12 protein-coding genes and 1 pseudogene are annotated in these 20371 nt (G+C 52.0%); 5 read left to right on the top strand and 8 right to left on the bottom strand.

Annotation, left to right across the window (positions count from 1 at the left end; translation table 11 throughout):
• Positions 1-447: 447 nt before the first annotated feature.
• A complete protein-coding gene (locus POG22_RS18780; protein WP_498906782.1) occupies positions 448-2259 on the bottom strand; it encodes an iron uptake porin in 1812 nt (603 codons plus the stop codon).
• 322 nt (positions 2260-2581) lie between these two features.
• Here POG22_RS18780 and POG22_RS18775 point away from each other — a divergent pair.
• Positions 2582-2830 (top strand): annotated as a pseudogene (locus tag POG22_RS18775) (IS200/IS605 family accessory protein TnpB-related protein); the annotation flags it as partial.
• A 978-nt stretch (positions 2831-3808) separates the two neighbouring features.
• Here the strand turns inward: POG22_RS18775 and POG22_RS18770 are convergent.
• Both POG22_RS18770 and dacB read right to left on the bottom strand, forming a co-directional pair.
• On the bottom strand, positions 3809-4264 hold the full coding sequence (locus POG22_RS18770; RefSeq protein WP_498906781.1) for a hypothetical protein: 456 nt from the start codon (positions 4262-4264) through the stop codon (positions 3809-3811).
• A 1-nt stretch (position 4265) separates the two neighbouring features.
• Entirely contained in the window at positions 4266-5789 is a 1524-nt protein-coding gene (gene dacB, locus POG22_RS18765; protein ID WP_498906780.1) for a D-alanyl-D-alanine carboxypeptidase/D-alanyl-D-alanine-endopeptidase, read from the bottom strand.
• A gap of 777 nt (positions 5790-6566) precedes the next feature.
• On the opposite strand from dacB, the gene POG22_RS18760 reads away from it, so the two are divergent.
• The 3 genes from POG22_RS18760 to POG22_RS18750 all read left to right on the top strand — a co-directional run bounded on the left by POG22_RS18760 (position 6567) and on the right by POG22_RS18750 (position 14876).
• The gene (locus POG22_RS18760; protein WP_498906779.1) at positions 6567-13922 is read left to right on the top strand and encodes a PAS domain S-box protein; all 7356 of its coding nucleotides are present in this window, start codon (positions 6567-6569) and stop codon (positions 13920-13922) included.
• Between the two features lie 67 nt (positions 13923-13989).
• Positions 13990-14307, top strand: a complete 318-nt coding sequence (gene trxA, locus POG22_RS18755) for a thioredoxin (RefSeq protein ID WP_498906778.1) — start codon at positions 13990-13992, stop codon at positions 14305-14307.
• Between the two features lie 92 nt (positions 14308-14399).
• Positions 14400-14876, top strand: a complete 477-nt coding sequence (locus POG22_RS18750) for a nucleoside deaminase (protein WP_498906777.1) — start codon at positions 14400-14402, stop codon at positions 14874-14876.
• Positions 14877-15141: 265 nt separating this feature from the next.
• Here the strand turns inward: POG22_RS18750 and POG22_RS18745 are convergent, their stop codons facing one another.
• The 3 genes from POG22_RS18745 to POG22_RS18735 all read right to left on the bottom strand — a co-directional run bounded on the left by POG22_RS18745 (position 15142) and on the right by POG22_RS18735 (position 16208).
• Positions 15142-15543, bottom strand: coding sequence for a ferredoxin (locus POG22_RS18745; RefSeq protein WP_498906776.1), 402 nt, complete (start codon positions 15541-15543; stop codon positions 15142-15144).
• Complete coding sequence (locus POG22_RS18740) at positions 15543-15929, bottom strand: DUF1257 domain-containing protein (RefSeq protein ID WP_063716867.1); 387 nt, start codon at positions 15927-15929, stop codon at positions 15543-15545. Before POG22_RS18740 ends, POG22_RS18745 begins: the two co-directional genes overlap by 1 nt.
• 66 nt (positions 15930-15995) lie before the next feature.
• A complete protein-coding gene (locus tag POG22_RS18735; protein ID WP_063716868.1) occupies positions 15996-16208 on the bottom strand; it encodes a DUF2997 domain-containing protein in 213 nt (70 codons plus the stop codon).
• Between the two features lie 574 nt (positions 16209-16782).
• On the opposite strand from POG22_RS18735, the gene bioU reads away from it, so the two are divergent.
• Positions 16783-17799 carry a (S)-8-amino-7-oxononanoate synthase BioU gene (gene bioU, locus POG22_RS18730; protein ID WP_223307509.1) on the top strand — a complete coding sequence of 339 codons (1017 nt, stop codon included), beginning with the start codon at positions 16783-16785 and terminating at the stop codon, positions 17797-17799.
• Between the two features lie 73 nt (positions 17800-17872).
• Here bioU and POG22_RS18725 read toward each other — a convergent pair whose 3' ends face one another.
• Entirely contained in the window at positions 17873-18868 is a 996-nt protein-coding gene (locus POG22_RS18725) for a collagen-binding domain-containing protein (RefSeq protein WP_063716869.1), read from the bottom strand.
• Between the two features lie 213 nt (positions 18869-19081).
• Positions 19082-20257, bottom strand: coding sequence for a glycosyltransferase family 4 protein (locus POG22_RS18720; protein ID WP_063716870.1), 1176 nt, complete (start codon positions 20255-20257; stop codon positions 19082-19084).
• Between the last annotated feature and the right edge of the window lie 114 nt (positions 20258-20371).

Below are 20371 nucleotides of genomic sequence, written 5' to 3'. Positions count from 1 at the left end.
TTCTCTTTCTCTTTTAGCTTGGCGACTTGTCCTGGCTTGTGCCATCCCCCTTTCGTCGTACTTTGGCCGTTACGCTAAACAGATACCCAAGATGTCGGGGATCTCCAGCAGCCATTTACCGGTCTGGGATTTTGCGGCCAACCCTTTAATACAGCGATCTCTTTTCTAACAAGGGTTTCAGGACTTTTCTGCTCCACTAAGCAACAAAAATAGTTTGTATGCAACAGAATTAACCTCCGAAAAGTTCGATGGGCAGAACAACCGTTACTCCAAATGTAGGTTGGGCAATGCCCACCACACCCTACAAATGGGGTGAATGCGTAAGTCCTGTCAGTGTTTGAGTCCTCGACTCCGCTCGGAGTCGAAGCGAGCGGAGTCGAAGCGAGCGAAGTCGAAGCGTTGAGATTCGGATTCCGTATTAGACTTTTTGGCTTCTGTGACGGCGTGCTAGAAGTTAAACGTCGTCCGCAACACGCCGACCACCGCAGTCTCGTTGTCCTCGAAACCGTTAGGCTCGAACACGGCAAAAACACCGGGCGTAATGCTGAGGTTGTCGTTCACGCGTAGATTGAAGTAAGCCTCGAGATGATAGGGATCGGCATCTTCAGGATCGAACGCTTCGCCCCCAGTGGAGACTCGGTTGAGCGGCTGACCGAAGATGAGGGCAGCCTTATTGCCTTCGCCGAACATATCTCGAAAATGCAGGCCGACCAACCAACTAGCAAAGTCGGTCGAGGCATCGACATCGACCAAATCCGCAAAGATATACGCTCCCGAAAGCGTCAGATCGACTTGAGGAGCGAACTGCCAGTTGAGGGTTGCTCCTAGAGAATTCAAGCGAATCCCCTCGTTGAGAACTGCGACGAAGGAATTTCCCCCAGCTCTCGCCACGCTGTCGGCGTCAGGATCGAACAAAACCGAACCAATATCGGAGGCGGCCAGGCCGGTTCCGAGAATGTTGATTTGGTGGTAGCTGTTGGCGTAGTTCAATCCCAGCTTGAATTTGTCGCCCAAATTTGCCGTTAGCTGAGAGGAGATGACATAGCTGCCGTTAAACAAGCCCGCTCCCAGTGGGGTGGGGTCGTCGCTAATCAGGCCGTTGTTGTCTGGAATGGCGGCGTTGACGCTGCCGTAGAGGGCGCGCAGATCGACATCGTCGGAAATCGTCCAAATGAAGCCCGCCGCTGAAGCCAGTCCGGTGTCCGATGTGCCTCCCGACACTCGAGTCGCCGGATTTCCGACTGTGGCAAAGCGAGAAATGGCACCCTGACCGCTATCGGCGAAGGGCGCGATCGCCGGAAAAGCATCGCTGACTTCAACGTTGGAGGCGGCGAACATCGTTAGCTGAGGGGCGACGGGGAAAATATAGAGCAGTTTGTACAGGGCGAGATCGTTGGCTCCCCGACTCGAGAGGTCGCTCGGATCGGTGCGTCCGAACTGAGGGGCGATGCCCAAACTGGCGTTGCTGGCCGTTCCAAAGAGGGGATCGCCAATGCCGAGAGAGCCAGGAATGCTACCAGTGGGATTTTCAACGCCGCCGTCGAAGTTGTAAGCTTGCAGTCCAGTAATCAATAGGTCGTTGCCTGTAAAGCTCGTTAAGAAATTGAGCCGTACTCGGTTGTTGAAGACGATTTGGGCATCGTTGTCGTCGAGACCGCCAGAGGCTCCCGCGATCGTAAAGATGACTTCGCCGTTGAGTTTTGTGGTCGTTGAAAATTGGTTGGCTTCCAATGCCTCAGTTCGGTCTTCAAGAACGTCTACTCGCCCCTGTAGGACAGCGAGTTCGGTGGCGAATTCGTCTTGCAGGCGGCGAATGACGGTGAGTTCGCTGGGATCGAGCGTTTCGTCACCGCCAATGAGGGCTACGATGCGATCGAGGCAAGCGTTCAGACCCGCTGCAAATTCGTAGCGGCTCATGGCGCGATCGCCCCGAAAGGTTCCGTCAGGATAGCCGGCAATGCAACCGTACCGCTCGATTAGGGATTGTAAGGCTTGAAAAGCCCAGTCCGTCGGTTGCACGTCTGAGAGTTGCGAAACGGACGTAACTTGTGCCAGCAGTCGGTTGGCTGGGGAAAACTCGTCGGAGTTTGGCGGAAACGTCGGGGCGATCGCTTTGGATGTCGCAGCGGGGAGGTTCGCCTTGGTTTCTGTCGTCGTTCGGGAATTTGTCTCTCCTGCGATCGCGGACTCTGTCGAGAGAAAGCCGGACAGCAGCCAAAACAAGCCCGTTCCAATGGGTAAAAAATTCCGATTTATCATGTTTGCCTCACACACAAATTTACAGGTCGCAAGCTTCGAGCTATAGAACAGCACCTTGCGAATCTGTTAGTCCAGATCTAGGGGAAAGCTCGAACTGTTTTTCGTAGCCTGTGATGCTATCGATCTATATTTATAATTTAATCTAATTACAAGACAATTTTAATATAATTTTTATTTATAATATATAATCTCGACTTATCAATTTCCGGCTTGCTCTGGTAGCTGCGATATCTCCCCGGTAGTAATGAGGAGTAATGCTACTTTGGTTTTTGAATCCTGGCCACGAAAGGATTGTGACTGACCAGAATCATTAGAGTACAGCACTACCATCCATCGTGAGTTCATTCACCCTGGAAGAGACATAGACCGTCGAGACAAGCGACTTAAGTCCGTTTCTATGCGGGCGTCTAAGACGATCGGTAGAGGTGGGAAGCTGAACAAAGGCTTTTGTGCCAATACCTATCGCAAATGCCAGAACATCAATACCCAGATTGGACACATCGTTTCTAAGCAGATTGTCCAGATTGCCGGCGAGTTTAACTCGGAAGCTATTGTTTTCGAGAACCTGAAATTCAAAGATTTTTAAAAGTTGAGTCTCAATCGAAAAATGTTGCGATTTATTGCCTCGATTCTTAAGCATTTTGTATCTGCAATTTTATCTATTGTATCTGTTGCAGTATCTGGAGCAGCTTGTGTATTCACTCGTACAACCATACGAGGTAGGAACTACTCTGATGTAGGAGTGCCGATGTACGAATATAATGATATTGCCACTGCAACAGGTATTTTAGTCTTCACGATCGTTCTGTTCTGTTTTTTATACGCAATTCAACGTACACTGAGTCGAGATGTGTGGTGGCTACCTTATTTAACCGCGATCGTTACCTGCATTTGTACGAATCAAATTCTTTTTTTCGTTTTCTTCTGGTAACAAAAATCTGGCGTATGTAATAAAAAATTGTATATTAAAAAAATGTGCTAAGGCTCAATACAAACACTCGATCGCATTGCTTGTCAGAAATTATCCATACAATATTTTTTTAGATAGTAATTCTCGGCGATAAATAAATTGTAGTAAATCGAAGCCCCAAGCCATTCTAATTTTTTGTGTCGGTTTCCTATTTTCGATTCTTTTTTTATTTGTCAAACAATTGATTTAGGATGGGGGCATCTCATACGGAATCCGAACTCAAATACTGGTTTTTTTTGACCTGAAAAGTCTCTCTATCCCCCCAACCCCCCTCTTCTTTGGGGGGCTAAGGGGGGATGTGGTGAAGACTTCTTGAAACCTAGCTTATCGGAAAAGGATGAAGTATAAAGCTTGCATCTGATAAATTCACATTTTTGAAATACATCCATTTAGGATTGCTATATAGCAGTCCTCAATAAATCGTCAAAAATCAAAAAATCTGATTCCCCGTTCCCTTTGTATCCATCTCTTTGTATCCAAATTTTGTTACACAACTGATTTAGAATCAGTTTATTTTAAAAACTTAAAATTTTACTTCGACAGGGCGATCGCCAAGTGCGCCGCCCCCAATATCCGAACTCAATCGACACCCGTAATCGGATCGGCAGTGGGATCTGGAAGCGGTTTTTGAACCGAAAGATCCGACGACCAATCCGAATCCATCTTTGAATCCGTTTTAGACGTTGCTATTTGATGTAATCGACGTTCTTGTAACTGCGTTAACTCCCGTTGGTACACCGCAAAAATCGACGCTAAACTCGCCGCCATAGCGTTCCAACTTTCAGGAGACAAGCGCTTCGCCATTCCCTGCAACATTTCCTGTTGCTCGTTATTTTGGACGAACCGCTTCAGACGCGCACCATCGCGAGACAATGCAGCTTGATAGAGTTCGCCATCACACCACCACAAGCCGGGTTGATTTAACAACCACGTTAATAAATACCCTTCGGGATATTGTTCTCTCACCCAAGCAGCGAGATGTTGGAGTTCGTTCATCTTCAAACTCAAATGGGGGTTCGTTTTGTTCGTTGGCAATTTACGGATCGATCGAGGCTTCGATCGCTGATTTGTCGTTTGACTCGAGACAGGGACGCGAGCGTGCTAACAGTAACAGGATTTCGTCAATGTGCGATCGCGCCCGAACAGTCGTTTCGTCAGAGTTATTGACGATAATACTAAAGACTAAGGTTCCATAGCTCGGACGGTCGAGATATCCCGATAGCGCCGAAACCCCCGTGAGAGTTCCGGTTTTGGCATAGATGACGGCGGGACTTTCCAAGAGGCGCGATCGCAAGGTTCCCGATTCTCCAGCCACCGGAAGCGAGCGACGATAAAGATCGGCGTAGGGCGATCGCGCCATCGCTTGCAAGGTATCGACCAAGGCTTCGGGACTGACCCAGTTTAACCGGGACAGCCCCGAACCGTCGTTGAGAACGTAGCTGTCTGGAGCGACTCCTAACGAAGCTAGGGTATCTTCGACGACTTGGAGTCCCCGTCGAGCTGCTGAGGTGCCGTCGTTCGGTGCAGTGGTTCCCAGCCAACGCAACAACACCTCGGCGTAGAGATTGTCGCTGACACCGTTAACGCGATCGACCAGTTCCGCTACCGTCGGCGATCGCAACGCCGCAATTTCCCGTCCTCGGACGCGCATCGGTTCTTCGACGACAACACTCTCGCCGACGGCGATTTGGTTGGCGGCCAAAGCTTGGCGGAATTGCTGTAAAAAAACGGTCGCAGGATCGACAACCGCCACAGAAACCGGTTCGGCGGGAGAGCCTTCGATGAGCTGTCCCTCGATGTGAATCGTTCGACTGTGGAAATCTCGTCCGACGGACAACCATTCTGGGGTGTCGGGGGAGACGGTACGCGATCGATTGTCGAGCGTCCAAATCCCGCGATCCCGCGATCGCTCCCATTCGACGCGCAAGGGTTGTCCGAGTCCTCGGGGATGCAGCATAAAGGGGATTTCGTTGCGATCGACGATCGCGCTGTTGACGGGTGCGCCGTATCCCGCTCGAACGTCTTCCCAATCCCAGTTGGGGTTGATGGCGTCGCCACCGAAATCGCTATCGTGGAGAACGAGGCGATCGACCGATTCGACCCCTGCATCGGCGACCTGTCGCGCCAACTGCATCAAGGAGTCTTCTGTCAAACTGGGATCGCCGCGTCCGATAACGTGCAGTTCCTGTCCGAGATCTTGCGTTTCCTTCCGTCGGTTTCCGGTGGGAGTGGCTTCTGTGATATATACCGATGTCCGAACGCGATAGTTACCTCCCAACCGTTGTAAGGCCGCCGCTGTCGTCAGTAATTTGGCGTTAGATGCTGGAAGCAAGTATTGTTGGGCGTTTTCGCTGTAAATTGGGCGGTTGGACGCGAGGGGTTCTATCAGAATTCCCCAAGAGGCGTGGGGGGAGTGACGGCGACGAACGGCGTCGATCGCTTGAGAGAGACGATCTTCACACAGCGAGATCGGTTGCGCCTTGAGGGGAACGACTGCGACGCTCCCAACCGCAACGGTGGCGATCGCCGCTCGAATTCCCGATCGCAGAAGTAGTTTCATGAATATCGAAGTCTAAGTGGACGGCCGAGCAAAGGAGTTTTTCGGATTTTTGTACTACTATACTGTGCGATCGCCTGTCGGAAACTGAAGGAACGCCGACGCACGAACGCACCTCGAAACCATTGGGTACGTCTCAATTTTGGCAAAATCATGAGTTTTGGGTAGGTCGTGCGGTGCGACGGTGAAACCTAACCACTGCTCGATTGAAGACTCGTCTCCGATCGATTTACTTTTGAATTTTTTGAGATTTTATTATTGTTGCATTGCGATCGCATTTTTTGAAGGTTTTACATCATATTTTGAATAAGTTATATTCGATTTTATGTCATAATTAAATTAATAAATCGATATAATAATTGTAAATTTTTTACGAATTTTCAACCATTAAAATTTTTGTAAAATCAATTTTTTGATTTTTTTTATTTTGTGTTTTTATTGAATTAATCGATCTCAAAATGAGTAATTTTTAATAAATTGAATTTTGAATAATAATAAATTTTAGATTTTCATTAAGATTTATTATTAAAAACGAAGAATAATATGCTTTTTAATATTTTGTCTTGAATGAAATTAATTTTAGTATTAAAAAACGCACGACATACGTTGCCAGAGCTGTGATTTGGCTTAAACAAGCAAATAGATGACTGCTTGTAAAGCATTTTAAATTTAAAGCGGTCGATTCTAAAAATAAGTTAAAATATAAAAATACCAGAACAGAAAGAACCTCAAAATGGGGGGGATGCTGTTTGTAGACACCATCAGCCCCTAACTTTCTTGATGAAAGTTACCTCAGTTTGTCGTCTCATGGCGCAGTCTCAGCCCTATTCTCCAAACGAACAGTTTGACTCCGAAGTTTCAGACTCTGAAGCATCGGGTTCCCCAGCACTGCCTCGTAGCGCTCCAAAATCGCCCGATTCCAGTCAAACCCATACCAGCGATCGCCCGTGCGATCTCGTATTGCCACCCGATCGATTGTTCGAGGTATTGGAGACAATCTCCGTTAGCAGAAAAGGAAAGACGTTCCTAGGACTGGCATTGCTCGACGACGAAGGAACCTTCGTAGACGCAAACCGATCGATCTGCCAACTGTTCGGGCGATCGCGCGACGAATTGCGACAGCATCGTTTAACCGACGGGTTGGTAGACTCGAGAGAAGCAACAGTCGAATTCGCTCGAGAGTGGCAAACCTTTACCGAACAGTCTCCCAAAGTCTCCCAAACCGGTTCGTGGCATCTTCACCGAGCCGACGGCGCGATCGCTGAGTTCGAGTACGTTTTAAAGGCCGACATCGCCCCCCACCAACATCTGCTCGTCTTACGAGCGATCGCCGACACCGAACGGCAGCTCCAACTCCAAACCCAAACCCTCGAAGCCTGTGCCAACGGTATCGTCATCACCGATCGCGAAGGAAGCATCGAATGGGTCAATCCCGCATTCAGCCAACTGACGGGCTACAGTGCTAAAGAAGCGATCGGTTGCAATCCCCGAGATTTAGTCAAAAGCGACCGACACGACAGGCACTTTTACGAATACCTGTGGGAAACCATTCTCTCGGGGCAAGTATGGCACGGCGAACTCGTCAACCGCCGCAAAGACGGCAGCCTCTACACCGAAGAAATGACCGTTACGCCAGTTTTCGACTCCGACAGCGGCGACATCGCGCGGTTTATCGCCATCAAACAAGACATCAGCGATCGCCAACAGTCCGAAGCCAGGTTGCACGAAAGCGAACGGCGGTATCGCACCCTCGTCGAAAACATTCCCGGCGTCGTCTATCGTTGCCGTCCTGACGAACACTGGACGATCGAATTTATCAGCGAAGGTATCCAAGATCTCACAGGATATCCCGCCTCGGACTTCATCGACAATCGCGTCAGATCCTTTTCTAGCATTATCGCCCCCGAAGATGTAGAGTTTGTCGACCGAACCATCCGCGACGCGATCGCCCTTGGGCGAGGATACCACTTGGAATATCGAATTCTCGACATCGACGGCAACGAACGTTGGATTTACGAACGGGGACAGGGATTCCAAGACGATCGCGATCGCCTAACCTATTTAGATGGCATTTTCCTCGATATTACCGAGCGCAAGCGCCAGAGTGCCGCACTCCAAGAACGCGAAGCCAACTATCGTCTGCTCGTTGAAAACCAAACTGACTTAGTCGTCAAAGTCGATCTCGAAGGACGCTTTCTCTTCGTCAGCCCGTCCTACTGCCAACTGTTCGGCTATACCTCCGAAGAACTGTTGGGATCTCAATTCATGCCCCTCGTTCACGAAGACGATCGCGCCAGTACCGAAGCGGCCATGCAGCAGTTGTGGGAGCCGCCCCACACCTGCTACGTCGAACAACGAGCCATGACAAAGCACGGGTGGCGTTGGCTGGGATGGTTGGATACAGCAGTTTTAGACGACGAGGGCAACATCACTGCCATTATCGGTGTCGGCCGAGACATTACCGATCGCAAACAGGCTGAATTGGCCCTACAGGAATCCGAGCGGCAGTTTCGTATCGTCCTCGAAACCATGGCCTTAGCGGCAGTCATGCTCGATCGCGACGGTAACGTCCTGCTCTGTAACGATTTTCTCCTCAATTTGACGGGGTGGACGCGGGAAGAAGTCTTACACCAAAATTGGTTCGATCGATTCCTCCCCCCCGAAATCCGAGAAGACATACACGATGACGTATTTTGCCAAATCCTCGAAACAGAAGGATATCCCAGACACTACGAAAACGAGATCGTCACGCGAACTGGAGAACGACGACTGATTTCTTGGAACAATACCCTGTTTCGCGATCGCGAGGGCAACATCTCGAGCGTCACCAGCATCGGTGAAGACATTACCGAACGCGTTCGGGCTAAAACCACTCTCCAACAACGATACCGCCAAGAACAGGTTTTAGAACAATGCTCGAAAGAACTCCTAAAGGGAGACGATGACGCCATCGATCGCGCCTTGAGACATTTACTCGTTGCCGCCGAAGCCAGTCGCGTCTACCTATTTCAAAACTTCGACGATCCCGAACGAGGCTTGTGCGGGCGGCAAACTCACGAAGTGGTGGCCGACGGCGTAACGCCCCAAATCGATAACCCAAGTCTTCAAAGTTGTTCGTATCGAGGACGGTTCGATCGCTGGCGAAATCGCTTTGAAGCAGGGGAAATCGTCTGCGGCGACGTCGAAACCTTTCCCCCCAGCGAACGAGAATTTCTCGAAGCCCAAGACATCGCATCGATTTTGGTTTTCCCGCTCTACGTACGCCAAACCTGGTACGGCTTTATCGGTGTTGACACCCTAGAACCGCGCCAGTGGCAGGAAGCGGACGTGTTGCTGTTGCGACTGGCGGCCGACAAAATCGGCAGCTACCTCGATCGCAAACAGACGGAAGACGCCCTGCTCGAGAGCGAAACTCGTTTCCGCAACACGGTGGCTAACGTACCGGGGACAATTTTCCGCTACATCTTGCATCCTGATGGTTCGGACGAAGTCACCTACATGAGTCCGAATTGCGAAGAAATTTGGGAATTCACCGCTGACGATGTCGAACGAGACGCCGCCATATTGTGGCAGATAATTCACCCCGACGACCTGATGGGGGTACGACAGTCGGTCGCGGAGTCGGCCGTCGATCTCCAACCGTGGTTCTGTGAATGGCGAATTACAACGCCCTCGGGTCGTCAAAAATGGTTGCGCGGGGCGGGTCGTCCCGAACGCCAAGCCAACGGCGATGTAGTGTGGGATTCCATTATCTCGGATGCGAGCGATCTCAAGTATACAGAGCAGGCACTTCGAGACCGAGAAGCTCAATTGCGTCAAATCGCTAACGCCGTTCCTGGGGCGATCTACCAATATCAGATCGACGCCACGGGAACCGAACGCTTCGTCTTCATAAGTCAGGCGGTACGAGAACTCTACGAAATCGATCCCGAAGAGGTCTTGGCAGATCCCCGCCTGATGTGGAATACGATTCTCGAGGAGGAGATCGAGCGGTTTCGCGAGTCCATCGCACGCTCGGCCGCGACGTTGGACAAATGGAGTCTCGAATTCCGAGTTCGCCCCCCCAGCGGTCGCGTGAAATGGATCCTCGGAGAAGCAATGCCGCTGCAACAAGAAGACGGCAGCATTCTTTGGAACGGCATTTTAACGGACATCAGCGATCGCAAACAGGCCGAAGGCAACCTCCGCCGTTTCGAGCGCATCGTGTCGGCCACCTCGGACGGGATGGCGTTACTCGATCGCAACTACACGTATCAAATCGTCAATAGCAGTTATACGAAATGGTTCGGTCTCACCATCGCAGACCTCGTCGGACGAACGGTTTTTGACGTATTGAACGCCGACACGCTCGAAACCACGATTCGCCCCAACCTCGACCGCTGCTTGACTGGAGAAACCGTTCAGTACGAAACCTGGTACGAATTCGAGTCAACGAACGCCCGCTTTCTCAGTATCACTTACTCCCCCTATCTCGAAGCCGACAGCGTGTCCGGCGTCGTCGTGAGCATTCGCGATTTAACCGACCTCCAACACGCTCAAGACCGCCTCAGAGCCAGTGAGAAACAGTTTCGCGTCCTGTTCGAGCAGGCACTCGTGGGTATGACGCTCACCGATCCCAACGGTCGCTTCGTGCGAGCCAATCAGCGATATTGCGATCTCATCGGCTATAGCGAAGCCGAACTTCAACAGCTCGATTACATTCAGCTAACCCATCCCGACGATCGCGATCGCCACCGCCGCTATATGGAAATTGCCCTCGGAGAAGAGGGCGTGACAGAACCACTAGAAAAACGATACGTCCGCAAAGACGGCAGCGTTCAATGGGCTAGCGTGTTACCGGCGCTGATTTACGATGACGACGGGAATCTGGAATACATTGCCGAAATTATCAACGATATCACCGCTCGCAAAGTAGTCGAAGCGGAAGTCGAGGCCGTAACCCAGCGACTGACCCTGGCGACTACTTCGGCCAAAATCGGGATTTGGGATTTCGATATGCTCCGAAACGTTCTCCTGTGGGACGAGCGGATGTACGAAATTTACGGGATCGAACCCGAAGACTTCGGCGGCACGCATGAAAGTTGGGTCGATTTCGTGTATCCCGAAGATTTCGCTATTGCCAACGCTGAGTTTCAAGCCGCCGTTGCCGAAGGTCGCGATTTTCACGCGGAATTTCGCATCCTCCGACCCGACGGACGAACCCGATTTATCGAATCTCATGCGGTTGTCCTCCAAGACGAAAACGGCGATCCCCAACGGGCGATCGGCGTCAATTGGGACATTACCGATCGCAAACAAGCCGAAAACCGACTTCGACACAGCGAAGCCCAGTATCGGATTCTCGTCGAGCAAATGCCGACGGCTGTTTATACCGCCGCCCTGGACGAAACCAGTACGACGTTGTATATCAGCAATCAAATCGAGGCGATGCTCGGCTACAGTGCCGCCGAATGGCTTGAGAATCCCCATTTGTGGTACGAACGATTGCACCCAGACGATCGCAATGTCGTGTTGCAGGAAGTGATAACAACCCACGAAACCGGGCAGCCTCTGGTAAAAGAATATCGGATGTTGACTCGGGACGGACGGTTGCTGTGGATTCTCGATCGCGCCACGGTGGTTTTCGACGATGTGGGAAATCCTCTGCTGTTGCAGGGGGTTCTCCTCGACATTACCGCTCGCAAACACGCTGAGGAATTAGTTCGCCGACAAGCCGAACGAGAGCGTTTGTTTGCCAACATGACCAGCCACATTCGTCAAAGTTTGGAGATCGATCGCGTTCTCAACGTCACGGTGACGGAAGTGCGACAACTTTTAGGCGTCGATCGCGTGGCGATCTGTCGTTTTAGCAGCGACGATGCGGGGGAAATCGTCGTCGAAGCGGTGTTAGAACCGTGGCATTCTCTGCTGGGGACGAGTTGGCGCATTTTCTGCGATCGCAGCGATCGTCCGACGGAATCCCTGTATCGGGAATGTCCTCAACGAATGTGCCAACTCGACGACGTCGAGACCGCAGATTTAGACGATCGCACGCGAGATTTTCTGAACCAGTTTCAAGTGCGATCGCATCTGACGATTCCCATCGACGGCGACAGTTGCCTCTGGGGATTTCTCGTCGTCCATCACTGTCGGTCTTCCCGTCATTGGGAGTCGTGGGAAATCGAATTTCTCCAACAACTGGCCGACCAAGTGGCGATCGCCATTCAACAAAGCCAACTGCTAGAACGCACGACGATTCAAGCGCGACGGGAACAGCTCCTCAACGAGATTTTAGCGGCGATTCGCAACAGTCTCGATCTCGATGAGATTTTGCAACGGGCGACGGAGGAAGTGTTAGAAGCGTTTCGAGCCAGTCGCAGCTTAGTCGCCCTCTGTTCGGACGCCGATGAATTTTTTAGCTATACCATGGTCGCCACGGCTCCGGGGATCGATCCCAAGCGCTATCGGCGCGTTCCGTTGCGTCGCAACTCCCACGCGCAATGGGTGCTGTCTCGCGAGGATGCGGTCGCTACGAACGACGTCACTGCCGAACCGTTATTGGCGGAAATGTTGCCCCTCGTTGAAGAATTGGGCGTTCGCGCCATGCTCGACGTGGTCATCCGCCACGAAGGAACGGTAAAAGGATTGTTGTGTCTCCACCAATGCGATCGCCCTCGAGTGTGGACTGACGACGAACGCGTGTTACTCAAGCAGGTTGCCGATCAGTTGGCGATCGCCATCGGCCAGGCGGAACTCTACGAACAAGCACAGCGGGAACTGAGCCAACGGGAAAAAATCGAGGCGAAACTCCGCCACGACGCCCTGCACGATGCCTTGACGGGATTACCCAACCGGACGTTGTTGAGCGATCGCCTGCAACATCGCTTGGACCGGGCAAAACGACACGCTGAGTCGGGAATTCAGGACTCGTTCGCCGTTTTGTTTTTGGATTTAGATCGGTTTAAAGTCGTCAACGACAGTCTCGGTCACACCTTCGGCGATCGCCTGTTACAAACGATTGCCGAACGTTTGGTCTCTTGCGTGCGAGCGGTCGATACGGCGGCACGGTTAGGCGGCGATGAATTCGTCGTACTGCTCGATGAAATTGGCGAGATCGACGACGCGATCGAAGTGACCTCTCGCATTCATGGCGCGTTAGAAGATCCCGTCGTGTTGGAAGGTCACGAGTTCTTTATCACCGCCAGTATCGGGATCGTTATCGGGTCGGATGCGTACGATCGCCCCGAGCGCACGCTACAAGACGCCGATATTGCCATGTATCGCGCTAAAGAGTCGAGCCAAAAATACGCGATTTTCGATCCGTCGATGTACGCGGCAGCTTTACAGCGGATGCAGATTGAAAACGCCCTCAGACGCGCGATCGATCGTCGAGAATTTCAAGTTTTGTTTCAACCGATCGTTCGGTTAGATACGTTAAAAGTTCGGGGATTTGAAGCGTTAGTTCGCTGGCAACATCCCGAACGCGGTTTGATTTCACCAGGGGATTTTATTCCCGTGGCGGAAGATACGGGATTAGTCGTCGAAATCGATAAGTGGGTGCTGCGAGAAGCCTGTTCGCAGTTGCGAGTGTGGCGCGATCGCTTTCCAGAACTACCGGATCTCTCGATGAGTATTAATTTGTCGGGACGACATTTTACTCAGCTAGATATCGTAAGAGATATCGATGCAATTCTCAGAGAAACGAGAGTCGATGCTGATTTTTTAAAAATTGAAATTACCGAAAGCGTCTTAATTAAAAATGCAGAACTCGCCGCGCAGATTTTAAAATTATTACGAGCGCGAAAAATTCAGATTTGTCTCGATGACTTTGGAACGGGATATTCATCGTTAAGTTATTTACATCGATTTCCCATTCACGTGTTGAAAATCGATCGCTCGTTCGTGGCCAGTTCTTCTAAATCGACTGAAAGTATAGAAAATCCCGTCATCGTTAAATCCATCGTCGATCTGGCTGCGAACCTCAACCTCGAGACGATCGCCGAAGGAATCGAATCGATCGAAGCAGTGGCGTTTCTCGCCCGTCACCACTGTCACGCCGGACAAGGTTACTATTTCGCCCGTCCCCTCGATCGCGATGCAGCAACGGAGTTTCTCCGAAATAATACCTCTGAGATGGAGGTTCGGCGATCGCGATAGTGCCAAAGCTCGCGAACGTTGTTAGATCTGAAATAGTCCTCTTTTACCACCGTTTAAACTCGTCACCATGGCCGTTAAAAAACAATTCAACAATTTTCAAGAGCTTCTAGACGAATCGGAGGTTCCCGTACTGGTCGATTTTTATGCCACCTGGTGTGGTCCGTGTCAGATGATGGTACCGATTCTCGAACAGGTCAACCAAGCCTTGAAAACGAAGCTACGCGTCGTCAAAATCGATACCGATAAATATCCCACCATTGCCGGCCAGCACCGGATTTCCGCCCTGCCAACGTTGGTTTTGTTTCAAGACGGACGAGCGGTCGATCGTATCGAAGGCGTCCTTCCTGCCGATCGCCTCATCCCTCGTTTACAACAGTTTTTGTAACGGCGATCGCATCTTCCTCACCACCGGCCGCGAAAATCATAAGATAGAAGCGCGATGGGAGTCGCACGACCGAAGACAGGCAAGGGGCTACCGTGAACGAGCGAGACCGACACTTTTTGAAAATTGCCATCGACCTAGCGATCGAAGGGGTTACGAGCGATCGAGGCGGTCCGTTCGGAGCGATCGTCGTCCAAAACGACACCATTATCGGTCGGGGTAACAACACCGTCACCTCTACGAACGACCCCACAGCCCACGCCGAAATCGTTGCGATTCGCCAAGCCTGCCAAACCTTGGAAACGTTTCAACTGACTGGCTGTACCCTCTACACCTCCTGCGAACCCTGTCCCATGTGTTTGGGGGCGATTTACTGGGCGAGACTCGATCGCATCTTCTACGCCTGCACCCGCCACGATGCGGCCGAAATCGGCTTCGACGACTCCCTCATTTACCAAGAAATCGATCTTCCCCTCGCTCGACGCCGCATTCCCGCGACGCAACTGCTCCATCAAGACGGACTCCAAGCCTTCCTCGTCTGGGAACAGAAGGTGGATAAGGTGTCGTATTGAGGCTTTGGAGGAGAGGGGGAGAGGGGGAGACAACATGGTGGCGGTGCGTGACAACTTGGCCGGTTTAGCCCGATAACTCTCGGGTCTTTAGGTCACGAACCCTTGTATGTTGGCGGTGTACATTGGCGGTGCGTGACAGATCGATCGGTCTCACGATCGACACCCGATTTTTCAAGTCACGCACCCTACGGCTGCTCGCTGAAAAAACTCCTGTTTTTGGAAGAAAACAGGAGTATGCTGGGCATAAGCAGGTTGGAAACCGATGTTATCTCCGGGTGACGGGAAAACCGGCCGTCGGGATGACTTGATGTCGGCGTTCGGCTTCGAGACGTTTTAGTTCCTCGTACTCGACCCAGTGAATGCAGTTCACCGGACAGGTATCGATCGCCTCTTGTACGATCTCCTCAGAATCGCCGTCTTGGTTGACGACTCGGGCTCGTCCGTAATCGGGTTCGATATAGAAGGTATTCCGTGCGACGTGGGCGCAATGCTTGCAACCAATGCAGGTCACTTCATCGACGTAAACGCCCTTTTGTCGCAGCGTCCCGCCTAACTCCGGCTCGAAACCCGAGCGATCGGGAGTGTCCCGCAGCGTCCCGCCCAACTCCGGCTCGAAACCCGAGCGATCGGAGGCGCGATCGGGGGGCATGGGGGCAGCATCAAACATTACGCACTCCAGCGTTGCAGTACTAAGCGGATGGAACCGTCTTGTCGGGCCTGGCGTTCGGACACTTGAAAGCCTTGTTTGGCGGTTTCCTGCATCACCGTTTGAAAGGCGTACTGTTGGGTAACTTTATTGATAAAGCGATCGACCGAGCCGTTTTGTTGCCAGTATTGCAAGTCAGCCACCAGGTCGTAGGCTTGGCCGTTCCAGCTAAATCCAATATCGTATCCGTTGTCTTGCTCGATAACTACCTCAGCGGTGTGGGTCTGACCGCGATAGCCGCGAACCTCTTTCGGACCGGCTTTCCAGTCGATGCCTAGCTCGCTCAGGGCGGTTTGTAAAGCGCTCAGGTTGCGAATTTGAGTTTTGATATGGCTAAAGTGAGACATAGTAACCTAACAAACGATTGGTCTGAAACAATGGTGAAATCGGAAAATTGAAACCCAGATGAAGGTTTACCACTCGCTGAACGAGGTCGTTTGCGCCTTGGCAGTTGCGGCTGTTTCCTGCGTGTTTGCGTAATATTCGGAGGTTTGCTCTCGAGCGAGCACGATGCCGAGTTGTTCCTCGATCGCAGCCGTCACCTCCGCACAAGAGGCTCCGGCAATGCCGGTAACCGTTTCGACCACTCTGCCATCTGGGTAAATTACGAATTCTAAGGTTTCCATGGGCGTTAATTGACCACTTTTGGGGTTGAAAAATTTGGAAACTTGTGTTAATAGCCGCTGGTATGGGAGGATTCAACGAACCCCAGACTCAACTGGACTTGTATAAAATCTTAATAAAACCACTCCGAAGGAGTCAAAGCTTCATATTACTTATCAAACGCGATAAGCTTGCTCTAATAACTAATAAGTTTCCCGCAACTTCCCGAAAGCGTCAAGTCAATTTTGCCACTTAGTTGAAAAAAATTCGCAATTCTGGGAACGGGGAACAGTTCACAACTGTAGGGTGCGAGACTTGAACAATAGGGCGTCGAACGCGAGACCGATCGCTCTGTCACGCACCGCCGCTCTGTCACGCACCGCCAATGTACACCGCCAACATACAAGAGTCTAGAGTGTCAATTCCGGGGCGCAAGGGAGAGAGAGCCGTGGAGACACGGTGAACGTATAACGGTCTTCCCTCTTCCCTCTACACTCTTCACTGATGAAGCCGCCCCCCATCTCATCATCCCCAAAATCACCAGATGATGGGAAGATGAAGGATTAGTCTGTTTGCCCGTCTGAACCTACATCCAAAATGATGAGTGTCAATCAACCCTCTCAACCCCAATCTCCTCTGCGCGTCGGCGTTCTCGGCTTCGGCGGCTTGGGACAAGCAGCCAGTCGCGTTCTCGCTCCCAAACACGAAATTCGCTGGGTTGCCGTTGCCGATCTCCACGGTTACGCCTACGATCCCAACGGTCTCGATCCCGATCGCTGCCTGGCCACCTACCGAGATCGTGGCTCGATCGGTCATCTCGACGGTGTGGGAACCCTCAGTCACGAAAGTATCGGCGACCTCATCGCCAACGCTCCCGATGTAGACGGCTACTTCCTCGCCCTGCCGAACCTTCCTAACACCTTCATGGCGTCGGTCGCCCGTCAGTTTATCGAATCGGGTTGGCAAGGCGTCCTCGTCGATGCTCTCAAGCGAACCAGCGCCGTCGAACAACTCCTCGACTTGCGAAACGACTTACAAGCGGCCGGGATTACTTATATGACCGGATGCGGTGCGACACCCGGACTGCTGACGGCGGCGGCGTCTCTGGCCGCCCAAAGCTACGCTGAAGTTCACAAAGTCGAAATCACCTTCGGCGTCGGGATTGCCAACTGGGAAGCCTACCGCGCCACGATTCGCGAAGATATCGCTCATATGCCGGGGTACGACGTCGAGAAAGCCCGAGCGTTAACCAATGCAGAAGTCGAGGCTCTCCTCGACAAAACCAACGGCATCTTGAAACTTGAAAATATGGAACACGCCGACGACATCATGCTGGAGTTGGCGGGAATCGTTTCGCGCGATCGCGTCACGGTCGGCGGTATCGTCGATACGCGCAATCCTAAAAAACCCCTCAGTACCAACGTTCGCGTGACCGGACGCACCTTCGAGGGGAAAGAGTCGTCTCATACCTTCACCCTCGGCGACGAAACCAGCATGGCCGCTAACGTTTGCGGTCCGGCATTCGGCTATTTGAAAGCGGGTATGTCGTTTCACCGTCGCGGCATTCACGGCTTGTTCACGGCGGCTGAAGTGATGCCGCAGTTCGTGCGCTAGAGCGCTTGCCAGAGGTTCGTCGGGGCGTTGTCGAACAGACCCCGACGGCAAAGTTTATCGACGATCGCGATCGTTACGCCGTCGTGCGATCGCGGCGGCGAACCACCTTCATCAAACCGGCGATCGCCAGCAGACCGATCGCGGTTGAGGGTTCGGGAACGCTTTGCGTTTCGCTCTCCGGTGCGGGGGGAACGGGCAACTTGCCGTTAAATTCGTAGTTGTGGAATTCTCCCGACCAGCGGTTTAATTGGGCGGACTTGGCGATCGTCTGACCTTCGACGTTCCCGTTTGCAAACGTCAGTCGAGCATCGGGTGCCAGAATCGTACCGCGCCACGATACCCCGTTCGTGATGTCGATGTTCGTCGCTTTGTTGAAGTTCCAAATCACGTTTTCCCACTTGCGAGAATCCGAGTTCGCTTCCTGGTGGAAAAATGAGGTGATTTGATTGCTAATCGAGGTATCTCGAACGTTAATGACCACCAACTCAGAAGAGGAAGAGGCGTTTAGAAGAATCTCTCTCACGTTGGAAAGATTGACGTTAAAGACGTGGGTTCCCGTACCGGAACCCGTGAGTTGCAATTGGTTCGAGCCAGAAACGAGAGTTTGACTTCCGGTTTCGGACAGACCGAAAAGATAGTCGGATAGATTTTTGTAGTGGGTCTGTGCTGCGGCAAAATCGATCGGCGAGCCGGATTGGGTCGAGCAGCTACTACAGTTATAGTTGACGTTTCCCGCGACCGAACCGCCGACGACAGCGTTACCGCCGAAAACCTGGCCGCTGTTGTAGAGGATTTCGAGGTCGCCGCCGACGATCAGGCGATCGTCTGTGCCGTTGCTGTTCGTCAGGCGATCGGCAATTCCGACACTTTGCAGTGTGGCATTACCGCCCACTGCTGCACGACCTTCGACGTCACCGCCTTTCTGTTCCCAATCTTCAAACAAGAACAGGTTGTAGTCTCGAGCCGCACCAGTTAAGGTTCCGGCGATCGCTACAGGTGCGACGAGAAATGAAGCTGCCGTGGCAGTAGTTAGGACAGTTGCCGTGGTGAAGTTTAGCAGTTTAGGCATGAGAAGACAGGGATAGAACGTTATATTATTAGCTTAGACTGCCTAAATTTCTAACCCTGTAAAGAGTTAGTGAAGTTCGAGTAATTCTTTCGTAAAGGTTGCCGACTTAACAGCCTTTCTCACTAAGCTTTACAGCGATCGCGAGAAACCTAACCCTGACAATCTTGGGATCGGTTTTCTGGGGGCGAGTTCCCGAGAACATTCATCCAGAAGTTAAATTGGCTTTTGCGCCATTACCTCGAGCAAGCGATCGACTACGTGCGTCCAAGTTAACTGCGAGGCGACGAATTTCGGAGCAGTTTTCCGCGCCTGGGCGACAAACTCAGGTTTTTCGATAATATCCGACATCAAATCGATCGCGCGATCGAGATCGGGGTGGAGATAGTAGCGGATTTCCTTGTCAATTTCCACCGTGCTGAGTTTGCTGTCGATATATCCCGTAAAACTCGGGTGGGTAAAATCGTCCGTCGAACCGCCTCGAGTACAAATCACTGGCAACCCGCACGCCGCTGCTTCTAATACTGGCATATTAAACCCTTCAGCTAAATAAGGGGCGACGTAAGCATCGCAAACCTGATGCAACCGCGCCAGTTGTTTTCCCGAGAGGTTTTTACCGATGTAGGCGATACGGGGAAGCACGCGATCGAACTCTACCGGTGTCAGCATCTCCCGCAAATCTCCCACCACGAACTCACGAGATTTGCGAATCGCATCCGTTCCCTTCAACACTAACCGCGCGTGAGGATAGCGTTCGGTCACTGCGGCGAAGGCTTTCAACAACAGGCGAATCCCCTTGTTCCAAGTCATGACGCCGATGTGAAGGAAGGCGAAACAACCGTCTAAACCCCACTGACGGCGCAAGCGTTCCCGTTCGGCGTTTAGAATCGGACGAAACACCTGGGTATCGACGCCGTGAGGAACGACGACGACTCGTTCGGGAACGGCTCCGGCGTTTAAAAAGCCCTGTCGCGACCAATTCGAGGGGGTGATAATTACGGTATCTGAGTTACGGTGAGCCTCCTCGAACGATCGCACTCCCATCGACTTCACCATGAGAGCCTGCACGATACGCCATTCCGTCGTTCCGAAAACGTAGGTACGTTTCGACGCCGAGGGCGCTAAATTGTAGGGCATGAACATCCGTAGGGTGGCGTCCCCTCGGAGATCTTCTGGAGGTGCGGGGATTCGGTGCAACTTGTCTTCGGCGGCGGCCTCGAACAATCCCGGTTTCGGCATCCAGTTGGGATCTAAATAGGGCATTTCTCGGTGAAAAACTCGCAGTGTCGAGTCTTTTTCTTCCGAGCGATCGAGCATTTCTAATAACTGAAACTGATTGGCGATCGCGAACGAGTGGGGAACGAAGCGCCAGCCTTCAACAATAACGTCCATGAATCGAGAGTGAATTGACGGGGGGTTCCGAACAGCGATCGCCTCGAGATCGCACGTCCGGGCGCGTTCAATATACCCCAGAACTCGCCACGATAGGACATTGAATCGAGGAGC

This window comes from Geitlerinema sp. CS-897 (assembly GCF_028368005.1).
Taxonomy (GTDB): Bacteria; Cyanobacteriota; Cyanobacteriia; order Cyanobacteriales; family Geitlerinemataceae; genus Baaleninema; species Baaleninema simplex.
Note: the sequence above shows the minus strand (reverse complement) of the source record. Positions and strands in the feature narration are given on the sequence as shown.

Excerpts from the sequence above, each read along its gene's own strand:
- POG22_RS18780 (WP_498906782.1), bottom strand. The coding sequence starts at position 2,259 with ATGATAAATCGGAATTTTTTACCCATTGGAACGGGCTTGTTTTGGCTG.
- dacB (WP_498906780.1), bottom strand. The coding sequence starts at position 5,789 with ATGAAACTACTTCTGCGATCGGGAATTCGAGCGGCGATCGCCACCGTT.
- POG22_RS18760 (WP_498906779.1), top strand. The coding sequence starts at position 6,567 with ATGAAAGTTACCTCAGTTTGTCGTCTCATGGCGCAGTCTCAGCCCTAT.
- trxA (WP_498906778.1), top strand. The coding sequence starts at position 13,990 with ATGGCCGTTAAAAAACAATTCAACAATTTTCAAGAGCTTCTAGACGAA.
- POG22_RS18745 (WP_498906776.1), bottom strand. The coding sequence starts at position 15,543 with ATGTTTGATGCTGCCCCCATGCCCCCCGATCGCGCCTCCGATCGCTCG.
- POG22_RS18740 (WP_063716867.1), bottom strand. The coding sequence starts at position 15,929 with ATGTCTCACTTTAGCCATATCAAAACTCAAATTCGCAACCTGAGCGCT.
- POG22_RS18735 (WP_063716868.1), bottom strand. The coding sequence starts at position 16,208 with ATGGAAACCTTAGAATTCGTAATTTACCCAGATGGCAGAGTGGTCGAA.
- bioU (WP_223307509.1), top strand. The coding sequence starts at position 16,783 with ATGATGAGTGTCAATCAACCCTCTCAACCCCAATCTCCTCTGCGCGTC.
- POG22_RS18725 (WP_063716869.1), bottom strand. The coding sequence starts at position 18,868 with ATGCCTAAACTGCTAAACTTCACCACGGCAACTGTCCTAACTACTGCC.
- POG22_RS18720 (WP_063716870.1), bottom strand. The coding sequence starts at position 20,257 with ATGGACGTTATTGTTGAAGGCTGGCGCTTCGTTCCCCACTCGTTCGCG.